Source organism: Rothia sp. (in: high G+C Gram-positive bacteria) (assembly GCF_015265375.1).
Lineage (GTDB): Bacteria > Actinomycetota > Actinomycetes > Actinomycetales > Micrococcaceae > Rothia.
On record NZ_JABZXW010000029.1, the window covers coordinates 1 to 17,340 of the forward strand.

Consider the following 17,340-nt stretch of genomic DNA (forward strand, 5'->3'; position numbering starts at 1 on the left):
CGCCGCGGCGACTCATACAACTATACAGATGCCTAAACGCCCCTGCAACCCGAAATAGGGTGAAGTAGACCACAAGTGGGGCCTTGAAAGGGTCCCAAACACCCTTCCAGACACTAAACCGCCTAGTCAGTGCGTTTTAAGGGTGCTAAAAAATCTTTAAAAAACTTCCAAAAACCTCAAAAATCTGCGAATTCCCCTCTCGGGAGCCCCAAAACAGGGTCGAACGGTGCCTAAAGCCCTCGCCAACAAAGACAAACCAAGAAAACCCAGAGCCAGAGGGCAGCAGAACGATACAAGAAGAGCCCCTCCTGACGGAGGGGCTCTGTGTGTATAGGGAATGTATATAGGGACCAGAAAAGGAGGGGCACTCCCCCACCGAACATTCAGTAATGAATACTTCAGTAGAGAAGAACCCCTCCCCATCTATATGTATCGAGAAGACTAAATCAGCTCTGTATTAGATCAGCTCTACAGCGCCCTGGTTCTTCTTGCCACGGCGAACCATCGCAAAACGACCGTGTAGCAAATCATCCTTAGAAATAGCTGCGTCCTCGCCCTGAACCTTCACGCCGTTCACCGAAGCGCCGCCCTCCTTCAGAATGCGACGAGCCTCAGAGTTAGACTTCGCAAAACCCAGCTCAGTCAGAACAGAAATCATGTCCAGGCGGTCCTCGGACAGCTTAGCCGAAGGAAGCTCAGCAATCACAGACTCCAGGGTAGCCTCATCCAGAGCAGCGAAATCGCCCTTACCAAACAAAGCCTCCGAAGCAGCCACAGCCTGATCAGTAGCCTCAGTACCGTGAACCAGCGAAGTCACCAGGTACGCCAGAGTCTTCTGAGCCTCACGCTTAAACGGCTCCTTCTCAACCTTCTCCGCAAACTCAGCAATCTCAGCACGAGTCAAGAAAGTAAAGACCTTCAGACGATCCAGCACATCCGCATCCGCAGTGTTCAGCCAGAACTGGTAGAAAGCGTACGGCGAGCACATCTGCGGGTTCAGCCAAATAGCGTTACCCTCGCTCTTACCGAACTTAGTGCCATCAGAGTTAGTAATCAGCGGAGTACCAATAGCGTGAACGCTCTTACCCTCCACCTTACGAATCAGCTCAGTACCGCTCGTCAGGTTACCCCACTGATCAGAACCACCGGTCTGCAGAGTACAACCGAAACGACGGTTCAGCTCCAAGAAGTCCAAGCCCTGCAGAATCTGATACGAAAACTCGGTGTACGAAATGCCCTCATCAGAGTTCAGGCGCTTCGCAACAATCTCCTTCTTCACCATGGTGCCCACACGGAAATGCTTACCAACATCGCGCAGCAGCTGCAGAGCAGACATCTGACCGCTCCAGTCCAAGTTATTCACCATGCGGGCAGCGTTCTCACCCTCGAAAGAGAGGAAACGCTCAATCTGAGCACGCAGAGACTTAACCCACTCAGCAACAACCTCAGGAGAGTTCAGCACACGCTCAGAAGTCTGACGCGGATCACCAATCAAACCGGTGAAACCACCCACCAGACCCAGCGGCTTGTGACCAGCCAGCTGCAGACGACGCATCACCAGCAGCTGCACCAGGTGACCCAGGTGCAAAGAAGCCGCAGTCGGATCATAACCCGTATAGAAAGTCAGGCTCTCCTCGCTCAGCGCCTTCTCCAGAGCAGCCTCATCAGTGCTCACGTGCACCAGGCCGCGCCACTTCAGCTCCTGCCAAATATTCTCGAAGGTATCGTCATTATGCTGCGCGTTGAGGATCTCGGCAGACATGCTTCTCCCATTCACAAGGTAACAACGCCCGAAGGCGCTCGAACAAAATATGTAACAAGCCTAGCACCGCACCAGCCCAAACGCTCAGAAAAACCCAAGCGAGCGCCCAAACCGGTGCGGCACCGGCTCAAAGAAATAACAAGAAAGGTACTACAGAGCTACAGACCCGCGGGCATCCGCGAACCCACCATGTGCAGGCGCTGAGTCGGACGAGTCATCGACACGTACAAGTCACCCACAGCACCATCAGCATCATCGATCAGCTGCTGCGGCTCAACAATCACCACAACATCAAACTCAAGGCCCTTCGCCTCCCACGGAGTCAGAACCAGCACCTGATTCTCCAACGCAGTCTGCGCGGTACCCGTACGATCAGCATGAGCACGAGCCACGGCCTGAGCCGTCTGAACATACAGGCTCGGCGGGCACACCACACCAATCAGAGCGCCGCCCGAATGAGCGACTTCCTCGCTGACCACGGACACGGTCTGCTCCACAACAGACTCGGCGGCAACCTCATGAACCAGCGGAGGCCACTGGCCCTCACGCACCGCACGAGGTGCAGACACCTCATAACCAGCAGCCTGAGCAACCGATACCGCTGCCTCAGCAATCTGAGCCGGAGTACGGTAATTAATCGTCAGCTCCTCCAGAGTGAAACGCTCACCCACAAACGGCTCCAACGCCTGCGACCACGACGAAGCAGCCGCAGCAGAAGAGGCCTGTGCAATATCGCCCACAATCGTAAACGACTTCATCGGGCAACGACGCATCAGCAAACGCCACTGCATGGGCGAGAGCTCCTGGGCCTCATCCACCACAATATGGCCATACGCCCACGTACGATCAGCAGACGCCGCAGCCGCAGCAGTCATACGCTCGCCACGAACCTCATTCATCATCGCAATCTGCTCAGGAGTAATCACGCCATCAGCGCCAATATCCTCCAGCGACTGGTGAACATTCTCCAAAGCCTTCGCCGCATTCTCAAGGTTCGCACGATGCTCCGCCGCAGCACGAGCCGCAGCAGCCGCACCGGTCACCTTCGAAAAATCACCCAAAAGCTCAGCAGCCTCATCCAGCAGAGGAACATCAGCCTCCGTGAAGGGGGCATCCGCCGGGCGAGCCAGCAGCTCACGCTCAGCCTTCGACAACTCACGAGTCGCAGACTCCAAGTAATGCGGCTTCGAGAACAGCGAGCGCAACAGAGTCTCCGGCGACAGCGGCATCCACGCCAGGTTCAGGGCGCGGCGCACATCCATCGAAGCACGCACATCATCCTGCAGGTACGGACGCTCCACCACACGACCCGCCGCACGGTTCAGCTGATCATCCAGCTTCGCGGTCAGCTCCTTCAACAGAATCTTCACGAACGTCTCACGAGCCTCATTATGCGGCTTGCCGGTCGAACGAGCACGAGAACGAGCCGAACGAACCATCTCCGGAGTCAGCTCAACATCAGTACCCTCAACATTCAGACGCTGAACCTGAGCCGGCACCTTCTGACGATCCGCAACCGCACGCTTAATAACCTTCACCATGCGCAAATCGCCCTTCAGCGCCGCAACCGCACGATCCTTCTCAGGCACAGCACGCAGACCCGGGTACAGGGTCGCCAGCGAAGACATCACAACACCGGTCTCACCCAGCGACGGAAGCACACGCTCGATGTACCACATGAACGAATTCGACGGACCAACCACCAGCACGCCAGCCTTCGACAGGCGCTCACGGTTCGTGTACAGCAGATACGCCGCACGATGCAGCGCCACAGCGGTCTTACCGGTACCGGGACCACCCTGCACCACGCGCACACCCGGCAGCTCCGAGCGGATAATCGCATCCTGCTCAGCCTGAATCGTCGCCACAATATCGCCCATGCGGCCGGTACGCTTCTTATTCAACGCCGCCAGCAGAGCACCCTCACCGTGAAGGGAATCCTCATCCTGCAGCATCTCCGAATCGAAGACCTCATCCTCAATATTGACGACAGTACGGCCCTCAAGCATCAGGTGACGGCGGCGGCGCACACCCATCGGCTGGAACGCAGTCGCCTGATAGAACGTACCCGCCTCCGGGGCACGCCAGTCCATCAGCAGACGCTGCTGATTGCTATCCGTAATACCAATACGACCGATATAACGCACCGCATCAGCGCCCTCACGGTCCATATCCAAACGACCAAACGTCAGACGAGAATCCACAGCATTCAGCTGCGCCAAACGATCCTCATAGTGAGTAGCAAAAGAGTCACGCTCCGAACGGTTCTGATGACCGCCCACCGCCTGATTCTTACGCACAGCAGCCAGCTTCTCAGCCGTCTCCTCACGGAGCTCATCAAGGCGGGCATACACGCGAGCAACATACTCACGCTCCGCAGCCATCTGCTCAGCAAACAGCTTCTCAGCCGCCGAAGAATCAGCAGACTGCTGGGGCAAAGATTCAGATGACACGTAAGCTCCTTAAACCTATGGTGTCTCAAAGACAGGGTGCGACAGACACCCAAAAATACGGGTCACTATTTTACAGGACAGGCTCCGAAGGGCAGAAATATTACCCCCACAGAAAACCCACCCAGGCGTACACAGAAAAGTGCCCCACCGGCTCAACCGGCAGGGCACCCCTCATCTATAAAACTACTTCGACGGCAACGGATACTCAGAGACCAAGCTCAGCGTCTCAAGACGGTAACCGTCCAGCGCCTCACGACCGCCCAGGCCCTCCAGTTCCAGCAGAGCGCCGACACCGGCAACCTTCAGGTTCGCGCGCTCCACCAGCTTTGCGGCAGCCACCAGGGTACCGCCCGTCGCCAGCAGATCATCCAGCAGAAGCACACGAGTGCCCGGCGCAAAATCATGACAGTGAATCTCAATCGCCGCGCTACCGTACTCCAGTGCATACTCCTCACGGTACGTCTCACGCGGAAGCTTACCCGCCTTACGAACCGTCATCACACCGGTGCCGGTAGCGTACGCGAGCGCAGACGCCAGCAAGAAGCCACGAGCCTCAACACCAGCCACCACATCAAACTGACCCTCAAAACGAGCAGCCAGCTCATCAATGCACGCCTTGAAAACCTCAGCATTAGCGAAAAGAGTGGTCACATCGTAAAAGAGGATGCCCTCGTGCGGGTAATTCGGAATCGTAGCGCAAGCAGCCGGAATCAACTGCTCAATAGGGGTTCGCGAAGCCTCAGAAGCGGGAACGCTCATGCTCTCTCTTTCGTGGATGGTTCAGCCCAGGCATAACAACCCGGAACAATAACACGGCAGAAGCCGCCTACAAAATTCTACCCTCTTCGCCCGCAGTTGTCCTCAGAACAGCGCCACAAACCACGTAGCGGGTTCAGCCCCGCTGAATCGAAACCCGCAAGTCACGCTTGAGGATCTTACCGGTCGGGCCCAGTGGCATACTCTCCACCATCACATAACGGCGAGGATACTTATACGCCGCCAAACGAGTACGCGCCAAAGCATTCAACTCCGCCTGCAGCACGCCCTCATCCGCACCAGGACGCGGCATCACCACGGCGACGACCTCCTCGCCCACGCGCTCATCCAGCACGCCCAACACCGCTACCGACTGCACCTGCTCATGGGTGTAGAGAACATCCTCAATCTCACGCGGATACACCGAATAGCCGTTACGCAGAACCATGTCCTTAATACGGTCCACGATGAAAATATTGCCCTGCTCATCAACACGAGCAACATCGCCGGTCGCAAACCACTCGCCGTCAAAAACCTCAGCCGTCGCCGCAGGATTATTCCAGTAGCCAGCCATCACGTTCTCGCCGCGCACCCACAGCTGACCGCTCACGCCCGGTGCGCACTCGGAACCTTCCGCGCAACGCACCTGCACCTGCACGCCCGGCAGCACACGACCCACCGAGCCGAGCACCATGCCAAACTCCGCCTGATTAAACGAAACCACCGGCGAGGTCTCGCTCAGGCCGTAGCCCTCATACACCGGGCACTCAATCAGCGTTTTCAACGCAGCATGCACCGGGGCGGGCAGCGGCGAACCACCCGAAATACCGAAACGGATGCGACCGCGCAGCGAGCGCGCACGCTCAGGCTCAGCCTCCAGCGCCGCCGCCAACGACACGTACATGCTCGGAACCGCAGCCAACACCGACACCCCGGCACGCTCAATCAGGTTCAGCGCGCCATCTGGGGTAAAACGCGGTAGCAAAGCCACCGTAGCCGACGCCGCAAAAGCCGCATTCATCGACACCGTCTGACCAAACGCATGGAACAGCGGAAGACCACCAAAAATAACGTCTTCAGCGGTGAAACCAAAAACACTCACGCAACTACGAGCATTCGAGAGGATATTTGCGTGAGTCAGCGTCGCGCCCTTCGGCTTGCCCGTCGTACCCGACGTGTAGAGAATAATCGCCGGGTCACTCGCCACCACCGGAACGGGTTCCAGAACCGTCTCGGTAGGCGCATCAAAAGGAGCCACCGGTGAGCCCTCTCCCCCGGTGAAAATCTCGCAACGAACCGAACCGTTCTTCACCAGAACCGTCGACGAAGCCTCCGACGCCAAGCGAGTACCCGCAAAAGCGAAAAGCACCTTCGCCCCGCTATCGCGCAGATGATACTCCAGCTCCGCACCCGACAGCAGCGGATTCAACGGAACACAAATCGCGCCCGTAGCCACAATGCCGTAATACAGAGCAGGCATCAACGCCACATTCGGCATAGACAACGCCACACGGTCACCACGCTCAACACCGAGCGCCTCCAGATGACGCTGAACCTGCGAGGCGGCAGACGCCAACTGCGCGTAACTCATCACCTGCATATCAGCAGGTTCAGAAGACGGAATCGCCAAAGCAGCCTTAGCCCCGGAAGACGATGCCGCCTCCGCCAAAAGGTAGGCAATATTGTTCGCTGAATCGTGCATTTCAGACATGATAAAAACTCTCACCACAGAAAATTGGGATACCTAGAAAAGAAGAAGCAGAGCTAGAAGCCGGAAAAGAGCCCGAAGACAGCAGAAGGGCGTACCTTCAACCGCTCCCCCGAAACATCAGAAGAACAGCGCAAGATACGCCCCAACTACTACTGAGCAGCAGACCAATCCAAGAAGCTCTCGGCAAGCGCAGCCCCACCATTGGGGTCACGAGTAATCACTATTACCGTATCGTCACCGGCAATAGTGCCCATAATCGCTTCAAGACCACCCTGATCAATCGACGAAGCCAAGAACTGCGCAGCACCCGGAGGAGTACGCAGAACCGTAATATTCGCCGAGCCCTCAGCGGTAATTAGCAGCTCCTTGAACAGGGAAATCATACGGGCATCAGGTGCAGTACCGCCGCCACGACGAGCAGGGTAATTCGGCACAGCATAAATCAGGCCGGCGCCTTCATCACGGATACGCTCAGCGCCAATTTCAACAAGATCACGGGAAAGGGTCGCCTGAGTAACCTTCATACCATCATCGGTCAGGTACTGCGCCAGTTCAGCCTGGGAGCGGACACGTCGGGTCTGCAGCAATTCAACGATGCGTGCCTGACGCGCGATCTTGGTCGAGGGGAAAGGCATAATATCTCTTCTTCCTACGGTGCCAATCACGAATTCAGAACGGGCTGCCCAGCGGTGGCGCAGCGCAACATTCTTCACTACCCAAGATAATACATATGCACATAAATATGCGCACCAAATATGGATTATTCCAAGATATGGGGGAAATTTCAGGGTTTATCTCACCAGCTGTCACACGCGCCACCACAAAAACAGCGTGTATCTACACATTCGAGCGCATAACCTCACAATGAATGCATAGCGTGCAAGAACATTCTGGGCAAGCCCGCCGAACCGAGCAAGAAGCCTCCGGCAGGCGAGCGCGCAAAAGGAGCCCGCCTCCAGCAACACAACGTGCGCCAGAAACAGGCTCCTTCAACAAAACTTCGAGGTGAATCCTCAGGACGCAGAACGCTTAGCGCTCATCCTCCACCAGACCTTCCAGGTCCTCATACTCAACATCGCGCGAACGGCGGTTCAGCCACACAGCAAAACCAAGACCCAGCAGAAGCACCAGCACCGCACCAACAATACTTGCAATACCGGCAAAACGCTCAGCATTCACGCTTGCCTCAGTCACAGGCTTCAACGTGCCCTTCTCAGCGGTGTAGACAACCTCAAGGCTGCCGTTCTTCTCCACCAGCAGGCCATCCACCTCACGCGGGAACTCCGAAGGAACATCACCAGTCTGCGAACCACGGAACTCAATCGAAGCGCCCGAAGTCACCTGGTACTTATCCTTCAGGTTCGACACATAGGTCTTACCGTTCAGAGCGTCATCAGCCGGCAGATTGCCCTTATAACGAGCCACATTACCCTTCGTAATCAGGTCAGGAGTCAAATCCTGATAAGTACCCTGAATAACCCAGCTCTTACCGGCATACTCGGCGTTATTGTTCACCGACGCAAAAGCGCGGACACCCACAACAGCCAAAACAATGGAAAGAATAACCGCAACAGCAGCAGAAAGAACCGACAACCAGTTCACGCCCGGGCGGTCATCCAGCTCTTCCTCACTCATTGCGAAAAGAGAGGAGTTCTCTTCCTCATCGTCGTAATCCTCGTACTCGTCGTACTCCTCATATTCAGGGTCTTCATACTCAGAGTCATCGTACTGAGAATCCTCGAAATAGGTTTCTTCGACCTCAGCAGACTGCGACAGCTCGTCCTGCTCGCGCGAGTTCTCTCGATTAGCCATTACTCTCTCCCTCACTTCATCTATCTTCTAGGGTACCCATAACCACATGAGTTCACCAAGGAAAGCGCTTATCAGCGCTTCATGAACACACCGACAGGTAAACCCACGACGCAACGCCAAAAGCTACGGGGTGGGAGCCAGCGACTCCCACCCCGTCAGCACTAGGCGTTACACAATAGGGTTAGACCCGGTTAGACACGCGGTTCTGCACCCAGCTGCTCAACAGTCGCAGCCACAGCAGCCTCACGAGCAGCCGACGCCTCATCAGCAGTCAGCGTACGATCCGGCGCACGGAAACGCAGCGCAAACGCCAGGGACTTCTTCGACTCATCAATGCCGGTACCGCGGTAATCATCGAACACACGGATATCTTCAAGCAGCTCGCCAGCGCCCTCACGCAGAACACGCTCCACCTCAGAAGCAGGCAGGTCACGGTCTACCAGAAGCGCCACATCCTGAGTAGCAGCCGGGAAAGTCAGCACCGGCACAGCCTGATGCGCCTCAACACGACCAGCGAACAGCGCCGAGAAATCCAGCTCAAACGCGCAAGTACGCTCCGGCAGGTTCAGCTCCTGCAGAAGCTTCGGGTGCAACTCGCCAGCGAAACCAACACGCTCACCGGCAGCGTTCAGAACCTCAGCCACACGGCCCGGGTGGAACGCAGTGTGCACACCATTACGCACCTGAATCTCAGCCGACACAGCGGCAGCCACCAGACGCACAGCGTCCAGAGCGTCACGCCAATCGTAAGCACGCGGAGCAGCACCCGGCATTGCCTCATGCTCAGTACCTGCGAACAGACCAGCGATGAAAGTGGGCTGCCGCGGAATACCGGCATTCAGATCAGCCAGAACCTCATCCGAAGGACGAGCACCCAGCGGCGGAATAGACTCCGAACCCAGCTGCTCACCCGGAATGAACACGTGACCCGCCTCGAAAATCGCCAGGTTCTTGAAACCGCGAGACAGGTTACGCTTCAGAACCTCGACCAGGCCCGGCAGCAGCGAGCGGCGCATCCAACCCTCAGCCGAAGAAATCGGGTTCTCCAGGCGAATCGAAGGAACCTCAGTCACGGGGTTCTCGGGGGTGCTCACCCACGGAGCCGACCACAGGTTATTCGCATCAGCCGACACGAAGGGGTACGCGAACACCTCAGTCAGACCAGAAGCAGCCAGCGCGTTCAGCGCACGACGCTTACCTGCCTGCTCCGGAGTGTAACCGCGGCCCGCAGGAGCCACAGGCAGAGTCGAGGGGATGTTCGCATAACCGTCGATACGTGCGATTTCCTCGGTCAGGTCTTCCTTCGCGCGCAGGTCAGTACGCCACGACGGGACAGTCACCGCGTAACCAGACTCGGTACGCTCCACCGAGCAACCGATCTCACGCAGGCACGACTCAATCTGCTCCGGCGAGTAATTCACGCCGATACGACCGGCAGTGTAATCAGACGGCAGGTCAATCACGACCGGCTCGTAGCCGAGGGACACGTCGGTCACGCCCGGCTCAACCTGAGCGCCAGCCAGCTCAACCAGCAGCTCAACCGCACGCTGAGCAGCCGCTGCCTGAATCTGCGGATCCACGCCACGCTCAAAACGCTTCGACGCCTCAGAAATCAGCTTGTGACGGCGAGCAGTACGAGCCACCGACACCTCGTCAAAACGAGCAGCCTCAACCAGAATGCGGGTGGTCGAATCGGTCACCTCAGTGGAGGCGCCACCCATCACACCGGCAAGACCAATCACGCCCGAATCATCAGCAATAACGATGTCCTCGGGGTGCAGAGTACGCTCCACACCGTCCAGGGTCACCAGCTTCTCACCAGCAGCGGCGCGGCGCACCACAATCTCACCCTGAACCTTGTCAGCATCGTAGAAGTGCAGCGGCTGGCCGGTCTCCAGCATCACGTAGTTCGAAATATCCACCGGCAGCGACAGCGAGCGCACACCGGCCAGACGCAGACGCGAGGACATCCAGGTCGGAACCGGCGCATCCGCCTTCACGCCCGAAACCTCACGCATCACAAAACGAGTGCAGCCCGGATTACCGTGAATCGGGGCGTCATCACGCAGGACGACAGCGTGGCCGGCATCGTTCGCCTCCGGGGCGCGCTCGCCGTACGCCAGCACAAAATCCTCGAAGGAAGAACCGGTAGCGTGGCACCACTCGCGGGCAATACCGCGCAGAGAGAACGCGTAACCGCGGTCCGGGGTCACGTTGACCTCAGCAGCCTGATCGTACAGGCCCAGCAGCTCCATCGCGTCGGTGCCAATCTCCGGGTCCAGGCCCAGGGTCGAGAGCACCAGGATGCCACCGTGGTCGTCGCCAATGCCCAGCTCACGGGTCGAGGCAATCATGCCAGCCGACTTGTGACCGTAAGTCTTACGAGCAGTAATCGCGAAACCGCCAGGCAGAACAGCACCGGGCAGGGTCACAACAACCTTGTCGCCGGGTTTGAAATTGTGGGCACCACAAATAATGCCCTGAACGCCGGAAGGCTCAATGCCCTTACCGGTCAGAGTCTGCTCCTGACCCTCCGGAACCACACGCACCTGGCACCAGTTCACGGTCTTGCCGTTAGAGTGGGTCTCCGGCTCCATGGAGAGCACCTGACCAACCACAATCGGGCCGGACAGCTCATCAGAGGGGCGGTGAACGTCTTCTTCTTCCAGGCCAACCTTCACCAGGGTCGCCATCAAATCTTCAGCCGAAGCATCCTCGGCTACAGGCACGAACTCGCGCAGCCATGACAGGGGTACACGCATAATTTAGATCTCCATCCCGAACTGCTCAGAGAAACGGATGTCGCCTTCAACCATGTCATGCATGTCAGCGACGTTGTTACGGAACATGAGGGTACGTTCAATACCCATACCGAAAGCGAAGCCCGAGTACTCCTCAGGGTCAATACCCGCCGCACGCAGAACGTTGGGGTTCACCATGCCGCAGCCACCCCACTCAATCCACTGCGGGCCGCCCTTAGCGTTCGGGTGCCACAAATCCAGCTCAGCGGAAGGCTCAGTGAACGGGAAGAAGTTCGGGCGCAGGCGAATCTTCGCATCCTCACCGAACATGGCGCGTGCCATGTACTCCAGGGTGCCCTTCAGATCAGCCATGGTCAGGCCCTTATCCACGGCAAGGCCCTCAATCTGGTGGAAGACCGGGGTGTGGGTCGCGTCCAGCTCATCGGTGCGGTACACCTGGCCGGGGCACACAATGTACAGCGGCAGCTCACGAGACAGCAGCGAGCGCATCTGCACCGGGGAGGTGTGGGTGCGCAGCAGCAGGTGAGCGTTCTTCGGCTCAACGTAGAAAGTGTCCTGCATTTCGCGTGCCGGGTGATCCGGCTTAATGTTCAGAGCGTCAAAGTTGTACCACTCGGACTCCAGCTCCGGGCCGTCAGCAACTTCCCAACCCATACCAACGAAAATGTCGGTCAGGCGCTCCTGCATCAGAGCAATCGGGTGGCGGCCGCCCAGGGAACGGCGAGGGGAAGCAGCAGAAACGTCCACAGCTTCCTCAGCCAGGATGCGAGCCTCACGCTCAGCCTCCAGCTCAGCGGTACGAGCCTCAATAGCCTCAGTCAGGGCTGCACGAGCCTGACCCAGCAGCTTACCCACCGGGCCCTTGTGCTGGTTCTGAAGATCACGCATCTGGCGGTTAGCGATGCTCATGATGCCCTTCTCACCGAAGAAGCTCAGTCGCACCTCCTTGAGGCTGTCAAAGTCCTTAGCCTTCTCGCGAATCTCCTGGCGGGCGCGCTCACGCTCAGCCTCAAAAGCCTCACGGATAGCGTCCAAGCCGTTCTCGGGGTTCTCCTCCAGAACCTGCGCAATGCGGGCGAGAACCTGAGCCGGGCCGTTAAGACCCTCGTGTTCCTGCACGGAATCGGTCATTGTCACTCTTCTCTGCATACCACCGGCACTATGCCGGCTGGCTCGTTATACACCTTAGGTAGCACCGCCTGCTCTCCCCCGGCTACCCACACAGGGTGCGGGACAAGGGGAAGGCGACGGGCGCATATCCTATCCATTTTAGACCAGAGAAGGAAACGTAAACAGCAGAACGCCCGGATAGTCCATCCGGGCGTTCTAGAGTATATCTTTTCAACAACAGGGTTGAAGAGGGCGCTTCTATTTCAGAGCCTGCTTCACAGCCGGGTCAAAAGAAGCACGAATCCACAGCACGTTCGCAATGAACCATGCCGCGTACAGGGGCACGAAGCCGTAGCGCTGAGCGTCAATGACATTACCAATCAGAGACAGGATCGCCACGAACGCACCCAGAATTGCAAAAATCAGACCGACAGTCAGGCCCAGACGCTTGCCCTTCTGAATCGTGAAGTAGACCCAGATGTACACAACCGCAGAAACAACCAGCAGGCCGATACCGCCTGCAACGCCGACCTCGGGCAGACCCTTCAGCGGGGACAGGTTATCCGGTGCGAACGAGGAAATAACACCGTGGATCAAGCAGAGCAGCGCGGAGACAATCATAATCTCCTGCAGACGCAGAATCTTCGGGTGCTTGGTCGGCGAGTGGAACAGAATTCCGCGCGGCTCAGCGCCGCCTTCCTGAATATAAATAGCTTGAGTGTCCGAGGGAACCGCGTCGGAGCGGTAGGCACCCGGATCAAACGGGGGTTGAGCAGTCATCATTGTCTCCCAATACGTATGTGATTTCTCCCTCAATACTACCCGCCTACCGATTGGTTTCCAAAGTATGTATCCGTGTCGAACCCATATATGACAAAATCCCCTCCCCAACAAATACACAAGTCAGAATCACCTGGCGCATAAATCGCCCTCAAAATATGAATAAAGGCGGGACTCCCCACAGGGAATCCCGCCTTCAAACAGTGTCAAAAAAGATAGAGAAAATTTATCCTGTTACCGCCGCGAACGTGTCACATAACGGTGACTTAGCCTCGCAACGAACTAGCGCAGAGCATTAGGTCAGACCTTGGGTCTACGCCTCGCCAGTACCTGCATCCTGCAGCTGCTGCAGGAGCGCTTCCACAATCGGGAAGTCAGCAGGAATCCACGGCAAACCCAGCAGGTCATCGTACGCCTGCGCGTCATCCTTAGACTTCGGCAACGGCATCCACCGCAGAGCACTATGATCTTCCAAAGTATCCGGAGTACCCGAAAGAATCTCCGCAAAGAACACGCGCATCGCCAGACGCTCACTCAGACGCCAGCCCTGCGGATACGCGCCGGGCACCTCAGCACCCAAACGCGCCTGCACGCCCAGCTCCTCCTTCAGCTCACGCACCAGCGCCTGCTTGCAGCTCTCCCCCGGCTCGACCTTACCGCCCGGGAACTCCCACATGCCGGCAACAGTCTGCGGCTCAGAACGCTGAGCCACCAGCATACGGGTCGGAGCCACCAAAGAATCAACCACGGCGGCGCCAACCACCTGAACCTCAAACGAGGGCGACACTTCACTCATCTTTCTCTACCTTCTTCTACGCTTTAGAATCCTTCATCGGATGCGCATCTTCAGCAGCGTGCTCCGCTACTTCCTTCTCTGCATCCTCAGTATCCTCAGGCTCAGGAGCTTCCTCCACGCCTTCCTGCCACTCTTCTTCCTCATCATTCATATTCGAGGCTTCTGCCACCTCACGGCGAATATTAGTGCCGTCATTCAGCAGAATCAGAAGGCGGTTACCGTTCTTGAACTCCATGAGGAAGACATCCTCAAGCTCGACCTCAGCGGCACGCAACTGTAGGTACACCCAATCCTCGGTCTTGTGCGCATCCGCGATATCGCGAGTGACCAAGCTACCCTTCACAATCAGAGCAAAGTTCGGCACACCGTCACCCTTACGGATCACGCTCAGCGCACCGTTCGGTTCAATCTGAGCGAACTCAATGTCTTCCAGGTCGTAAATACCCTGCGCACGAAGGTCAGCAATCAGGCGCATCGGATCAAGAACCACATCTGCCTGCTGGAAGCTCTTAATATCGATATCACCATCCGTAATGACCGGCACGCGCTGCTCACGCACCGCCATATGCAGAAAACGAATCTTCGTGGTCGCCACGTTCAGCAGCTGAATCATGCACAGCGTAAACACCATGTAGATGACAAAGTAGAACAGGCTAATCTGCTTGCTGTACAACACGCCACCGAACACACCACCGATGACAAAGTTACCGATGGTATCAATCGGGGTCTGGTGCCCCGCCTGAGAACGGTGAGTCAGACGCAGGTACACCAAAAGAATGATCAGGCCAACGAAAATCTTTAGCAAACCATCAACGATCATCTCAACGGTCATAACAAAAATCTCCTAGAACTAAGCCCGGAAAATATCCGGCTCCAAATAAATGATGCGTGCCGCAGGAACAGCCTCGCGAATACGAACCTCAGCCGCGTCAATCTCATCAGCCACCGCACGACCAGTGTCAGCATCATGAATACGAATCTTTGCCGCCACCAGAATCTCCTCAGGACCCAGGTGCACAGTCTTAATGTGGATAATGCGCTCGCTATCGCCATCCTCAATCGCCGCACGAATCTTCGCCAAATCCTCCGGCGAAGCAGCCTCACCCAAAATCAGCGACTTCATCTCCACCGCAAGGAACACAGCAATAAAGACCAGCAGCACACCAATAGCCAGGGTGCCGAACGCATCCCACAGACCATTACCGGTCAACAGAGTCATACCCACGCCAAAAAGCGCGAAAATCAGACCCAGCAACGCACCCGCATCCTCCAGCAGAAGCACCGGAAGCTCCGGGTTCTTCGAAGTACGCAAGAAACGCATCCAGCTCTGCTTGCCCTTCAGCTCACGCGACTCCTTCACAGCAACGCGGAACGAGTTACCCTCCAGCAGGATCGAACCCACCAGAACAGCCACCGGAACCCACTGCCACTCAGTAATACCGTGCGGGTCATGCAGCTTCTCATAACCCTCATACAGGGCGAACAAACCACCCAGCGCGAAGATAATAATCGAAACAATAAACGCGTAAATATAGCGGTTACGGCCATAACCAAACGGGTGCTCCTCATCAGCCTGCTTCTGCGAAGCACGACCGCCCAGCAGCAACAGAAGCTGATTACCGGAGTCAGCCACCGAGTGAATAGCCTCCGCCAGCATCGACGAAGAACGAGTCAGCGCAAAAGCCAAAAACTTCAGCACCGCAATACCCAGGTTCGCGCCCAGCGCGGCAATAATCGCGCCCGAACCCGAATGACCAGAAGGAGCAGACATGATTTCCCTTTCTACAGCCCTAAACCAAAACTCTAAAAATATGAGGCGAAGGCGGCCCGCCGCTGCACCACAGCCACGAACCGCCCAAAGCCTAGCGAGAAACGCCGCGCTGAGCCATCGCCGAAGCATACAGGCACACAGCAGCAGCCGTACCCACATTCAAAGACTCAGCCGAACCATAGACAGGAACAGCCACGCGCATGGTCGCCGCTGCCTTCTCTTCAGCGTTCAGGCCCTGCGCTTCATTCCCGAAAAGCCACATGGTCGGCTTAGAAAGATCAAAATTACCCTTCACACCGGACGGGGCACTCGCCTCCACACCGGCACGACGAGCCGCCGTGTACTCACTCAGCTCCTGCAGATTCACCGCACCATAACCGTCAGCAGCCAACACAGCAGTACCCTGAGACTTCACATCCTCCGCGAAATCCTCCAGCTGCACGCCCTGAATAATCGGCACATGGAACAGCGAACCCGCGGTAGAACGCACCGTCTTCGGGTTATACAAAGCCACCGAACCCTTAGTCGTAATCACCAAGTCAGCACCGGCCGCATCAGCAACACGAAGAATCGTGCCCGCATTACCCGGATCCTGCACACGAGACAGCACAGCAATCAGCTTCGGGTTCAACGCGCCCTCACCCCACAGCAGCGAGAACGACGCATCCACCATAAAGGAAACCGCAATAATACCCTGCGGGCTCACCGAATCAGCCATCGCCTCCAGCACCTCATCGGTCACCACACGCATGAAAACGCGGCGGCCCTCCTCCGGGGTGGGAGTACCGTAGACCTGCTCCAGCAGCTCGGCGATATCCTCATGACGGTCAAACGCCGCCTCCGTAACGTAGACAGCATCCAGAATCGGCTTCTTCAGATGCGCCTTCAACGCCTCACGCACAGCCTGCGGGCCTTCCACCAGGAACTGGCCCTTCTTCGTGCGGGCGGCGCGGGTACGCAGCTTCGCAATATCGCGCACACGATCTGCCTGCGGATTGGACATCACAACGGGGGTACTAATACGTTCAAAAAAGTTCACCCTTAAAGGGTACAGGCAAAGGCACACCCAAAAACGCAGAACAGCCACACGCACAACCCCAAATACGCAGAAAGCGGCCGCCCACACTCAAAAGTGCAGACGGCCGCTCACGACGCTTAAGCATCCTACCCCGAACCTAGATTTTCGAGGTAAGAACACAACCTAGGCTCATTAAGCCTTGGGAGCCGAGGTGTCCTCGGGCAGGTTGTTCTTAGCAATCTCAACCAGTGCGTTGAAGGCAGCGGGCTCGTTAACAGCCAGCTCAGCCAGCATACGGCGGTCAACCTCAACACCAGCAGCCTTCAGGCCCTGGATGAAGCGGTTGTAGGTCAGGCCCTGTGCGCGGGAAGCAGCGTTGATACGCTGAATCCACAGGCGACGGAAGTCACCCTTCTTCTTACGACGGTGGTCGTAGCTGTAAACCAGCGAGTGAGTGACCTGCTCCTTAGCCTTACGGTACAGGCGAGAACGCTGACCGCGGTAGCCGGATGCACGATCGAGAATAGTACGGCGCTTCTTGTGCGCGTTAACCGCGCGCTTCACACGTGCCACGTGTGTCTCCTTCGTCTTATGTCCTGAACAGCTCAC

At 57.2% G+C, this 17,340-nt stretch carries 14 protein-coding genes; all 14 read right to left on the bottom strand.

The features are described from left to right. Positions 1–457: 457 nt before the first annotated feature. The 14 genes from tyrS to rplT all read right to left on the bottom strand — a co-directional run bounded on the left by tyrS (position 458) and on the right by rplT (position 17,304). Positions 458–1,762, bottom strand: a complete 1,305-nt coding sequence (tyrS, locus tag HXO69_RS05185; protein ID WP_296545712.1) for a tyrosine--tRNA ligase — start codon at positions 1,760–1,762, stop codon at positions 458–460. 158 nt (positions 1,763–1,920) lie between these two features. Continuing rightward, entirely contained in the window at positions 1,921–4,215 is a 2,295-nt protein-coding gene (locus tag HXO69_RS05190; RefSeq protein WP_296545714.1) for an AAA family ATPase, read from the bottom strand. A 183-nt stretch (positions 4,216–4,398) separates the two neighbouring features. Then, the gene (locus HXO69_RS05195; RefSeq protein WP_296545715.1) at positions 4,399–4,974 is read right to left on the bottom strand and encodes an adenine phosphoribosyltransferase; all 576 of its coding nucleotides are present in this window, start codon (positions 4,972–4,974) and stop codon (positions 4,399–4,401) included. A gap of 133 nt (positions 4,975–5,107) precedes the next feature. Then, a complete protein-coding gene (locus tag HXO69_RS05200) occupies positions 5,108–6,682 on the bottom strand; it encodes an AMP-binding protein (protein WP_296545717.1) in 1,575 nt (524 codons plus the stop codon). Positions 6,683–6,831: 149 nt separating this feature from the next. Next, positions 6,832–7,317, bottom strand: coding sequence for an arginine repressor (locus HXO69_RS05205; RefSeq protein WP_005507137.1), 486 nt, complete (start codon positions 7,315–7,317; stop codon positions 6,832–6,834). Positions 7,318–7,711: 394 nt separating this feature from the next. Continuing rightward, the gene (locus tag HXO69_RS05210) at positions 7,712–8,494 is read right to left on the bottom strand and encodes a hypothetical protein (RefSeq protein ID WP_296545719.1); all 783 of its coding nucleotides are present in this window, start codon (positions 8,492–8,494) and stop codon (positions 7,712–7,714) included. A gap of 191 nt (positions 8,495–8,685) precedes the next feature. Further along, complete coding sequence (gene pheT, locus HXO69_RS05215) at positions 8,686–11,256, bottom strand: phenylalanine--tRNA ligase subunit beta (RefSeq protein ID WP_296545721.1); 2,571 nt, start codon at positions 11,254–11,256, stop codon at positions 8,686–8,688. Positions 11,257–11,259: 3 nt separating this feature from the next. Further along, a complete protein-coding gene (gene pheS, locus HXO69_RS05220) occupies positions 11,260–12,387 on the bottom strand; it encodes a phenylalanine--tRNA ligase subunit alpha (RefSeq protein WP_296545723.1) in 1,128 nt (375 codons plus the stop codon). Positions 12,388–12,624: 237 nt separating this feature from the next. Further along, complete coding sequence (locus tag HXO69_RS05225) at positions 12,625–13,146, bottom strand: hypothetical protein (protein ID WP_049352677.1); 522 nt, start codon at positions 13,144–13,146, stop codon at positions 12,625–12,627. A 313-nt stretch (positions 13,147–13,459) separates the two neighbouring features. Further along, a complete protein-coding gene (locus tag HXO69_RS05230; RefSeq protein WP_296545724.1) occupies positions 13,460–13,942 on the bottom strand; it encodes a (deoxy)nucleoside triphosphate pyrophosphohydrolase in 483 nt (160 codons plus the stop codon). 16 nt (positions 13,943–13,958) lie between these two features. Then, on the bottom strand, positions 13,959–14,774 hold the full coding sequence (locus tag HXO69_RS05235; RefSeq protein WP_294643644.1) for a DUF421 domain-containing protein: 816 nt from the start codon (positions 14,772–14,774) through the stop codon (positions 13,959–13,961). A gap of 18 nt (positions 14,775–14,792) precedes the next feature. Then, on the bottom strand, positions 14,793–15,713 hold the full coding sequence (locus HXO69_RS05240) for a cation diffusion facilitator family transporter (protein ID WP_060823723.1): 921 nt from the start codon (positions 15,711–15,713) through the stop codon (positions 14,793–14,795). Positions 15,714–15,804: 91 nt separating this feature from the next. Next, positions 15,805–16,806 carry an RNA methyltransferase gene (locus HXO69_RS05245; RefSeq protein WP_296545726.1) on the bottom strand — a complete coding sequence of 334 codons (1,002 nt, stop codon included), beginning with the start codon at positions 16,804–16,806 and terminating at the stop codon, positions 15,805–15,807. Positions 16,807–16,923: 117 nt separating this feature from the next. Further along, positions 16,924–17,304, bottom strand: a complete 381-nt coding sequence (gene rplT, locus HXO69_RS05250; RefSeq protein ID WP_005507127.1) for a 50S ribosomal protein L20 — start codon at positions 17,302–17,304, stop codon at positions 16,924–16,926. Between the last annotated feature and the right edge of the window lie 36 nt (positions 17,305–17,340).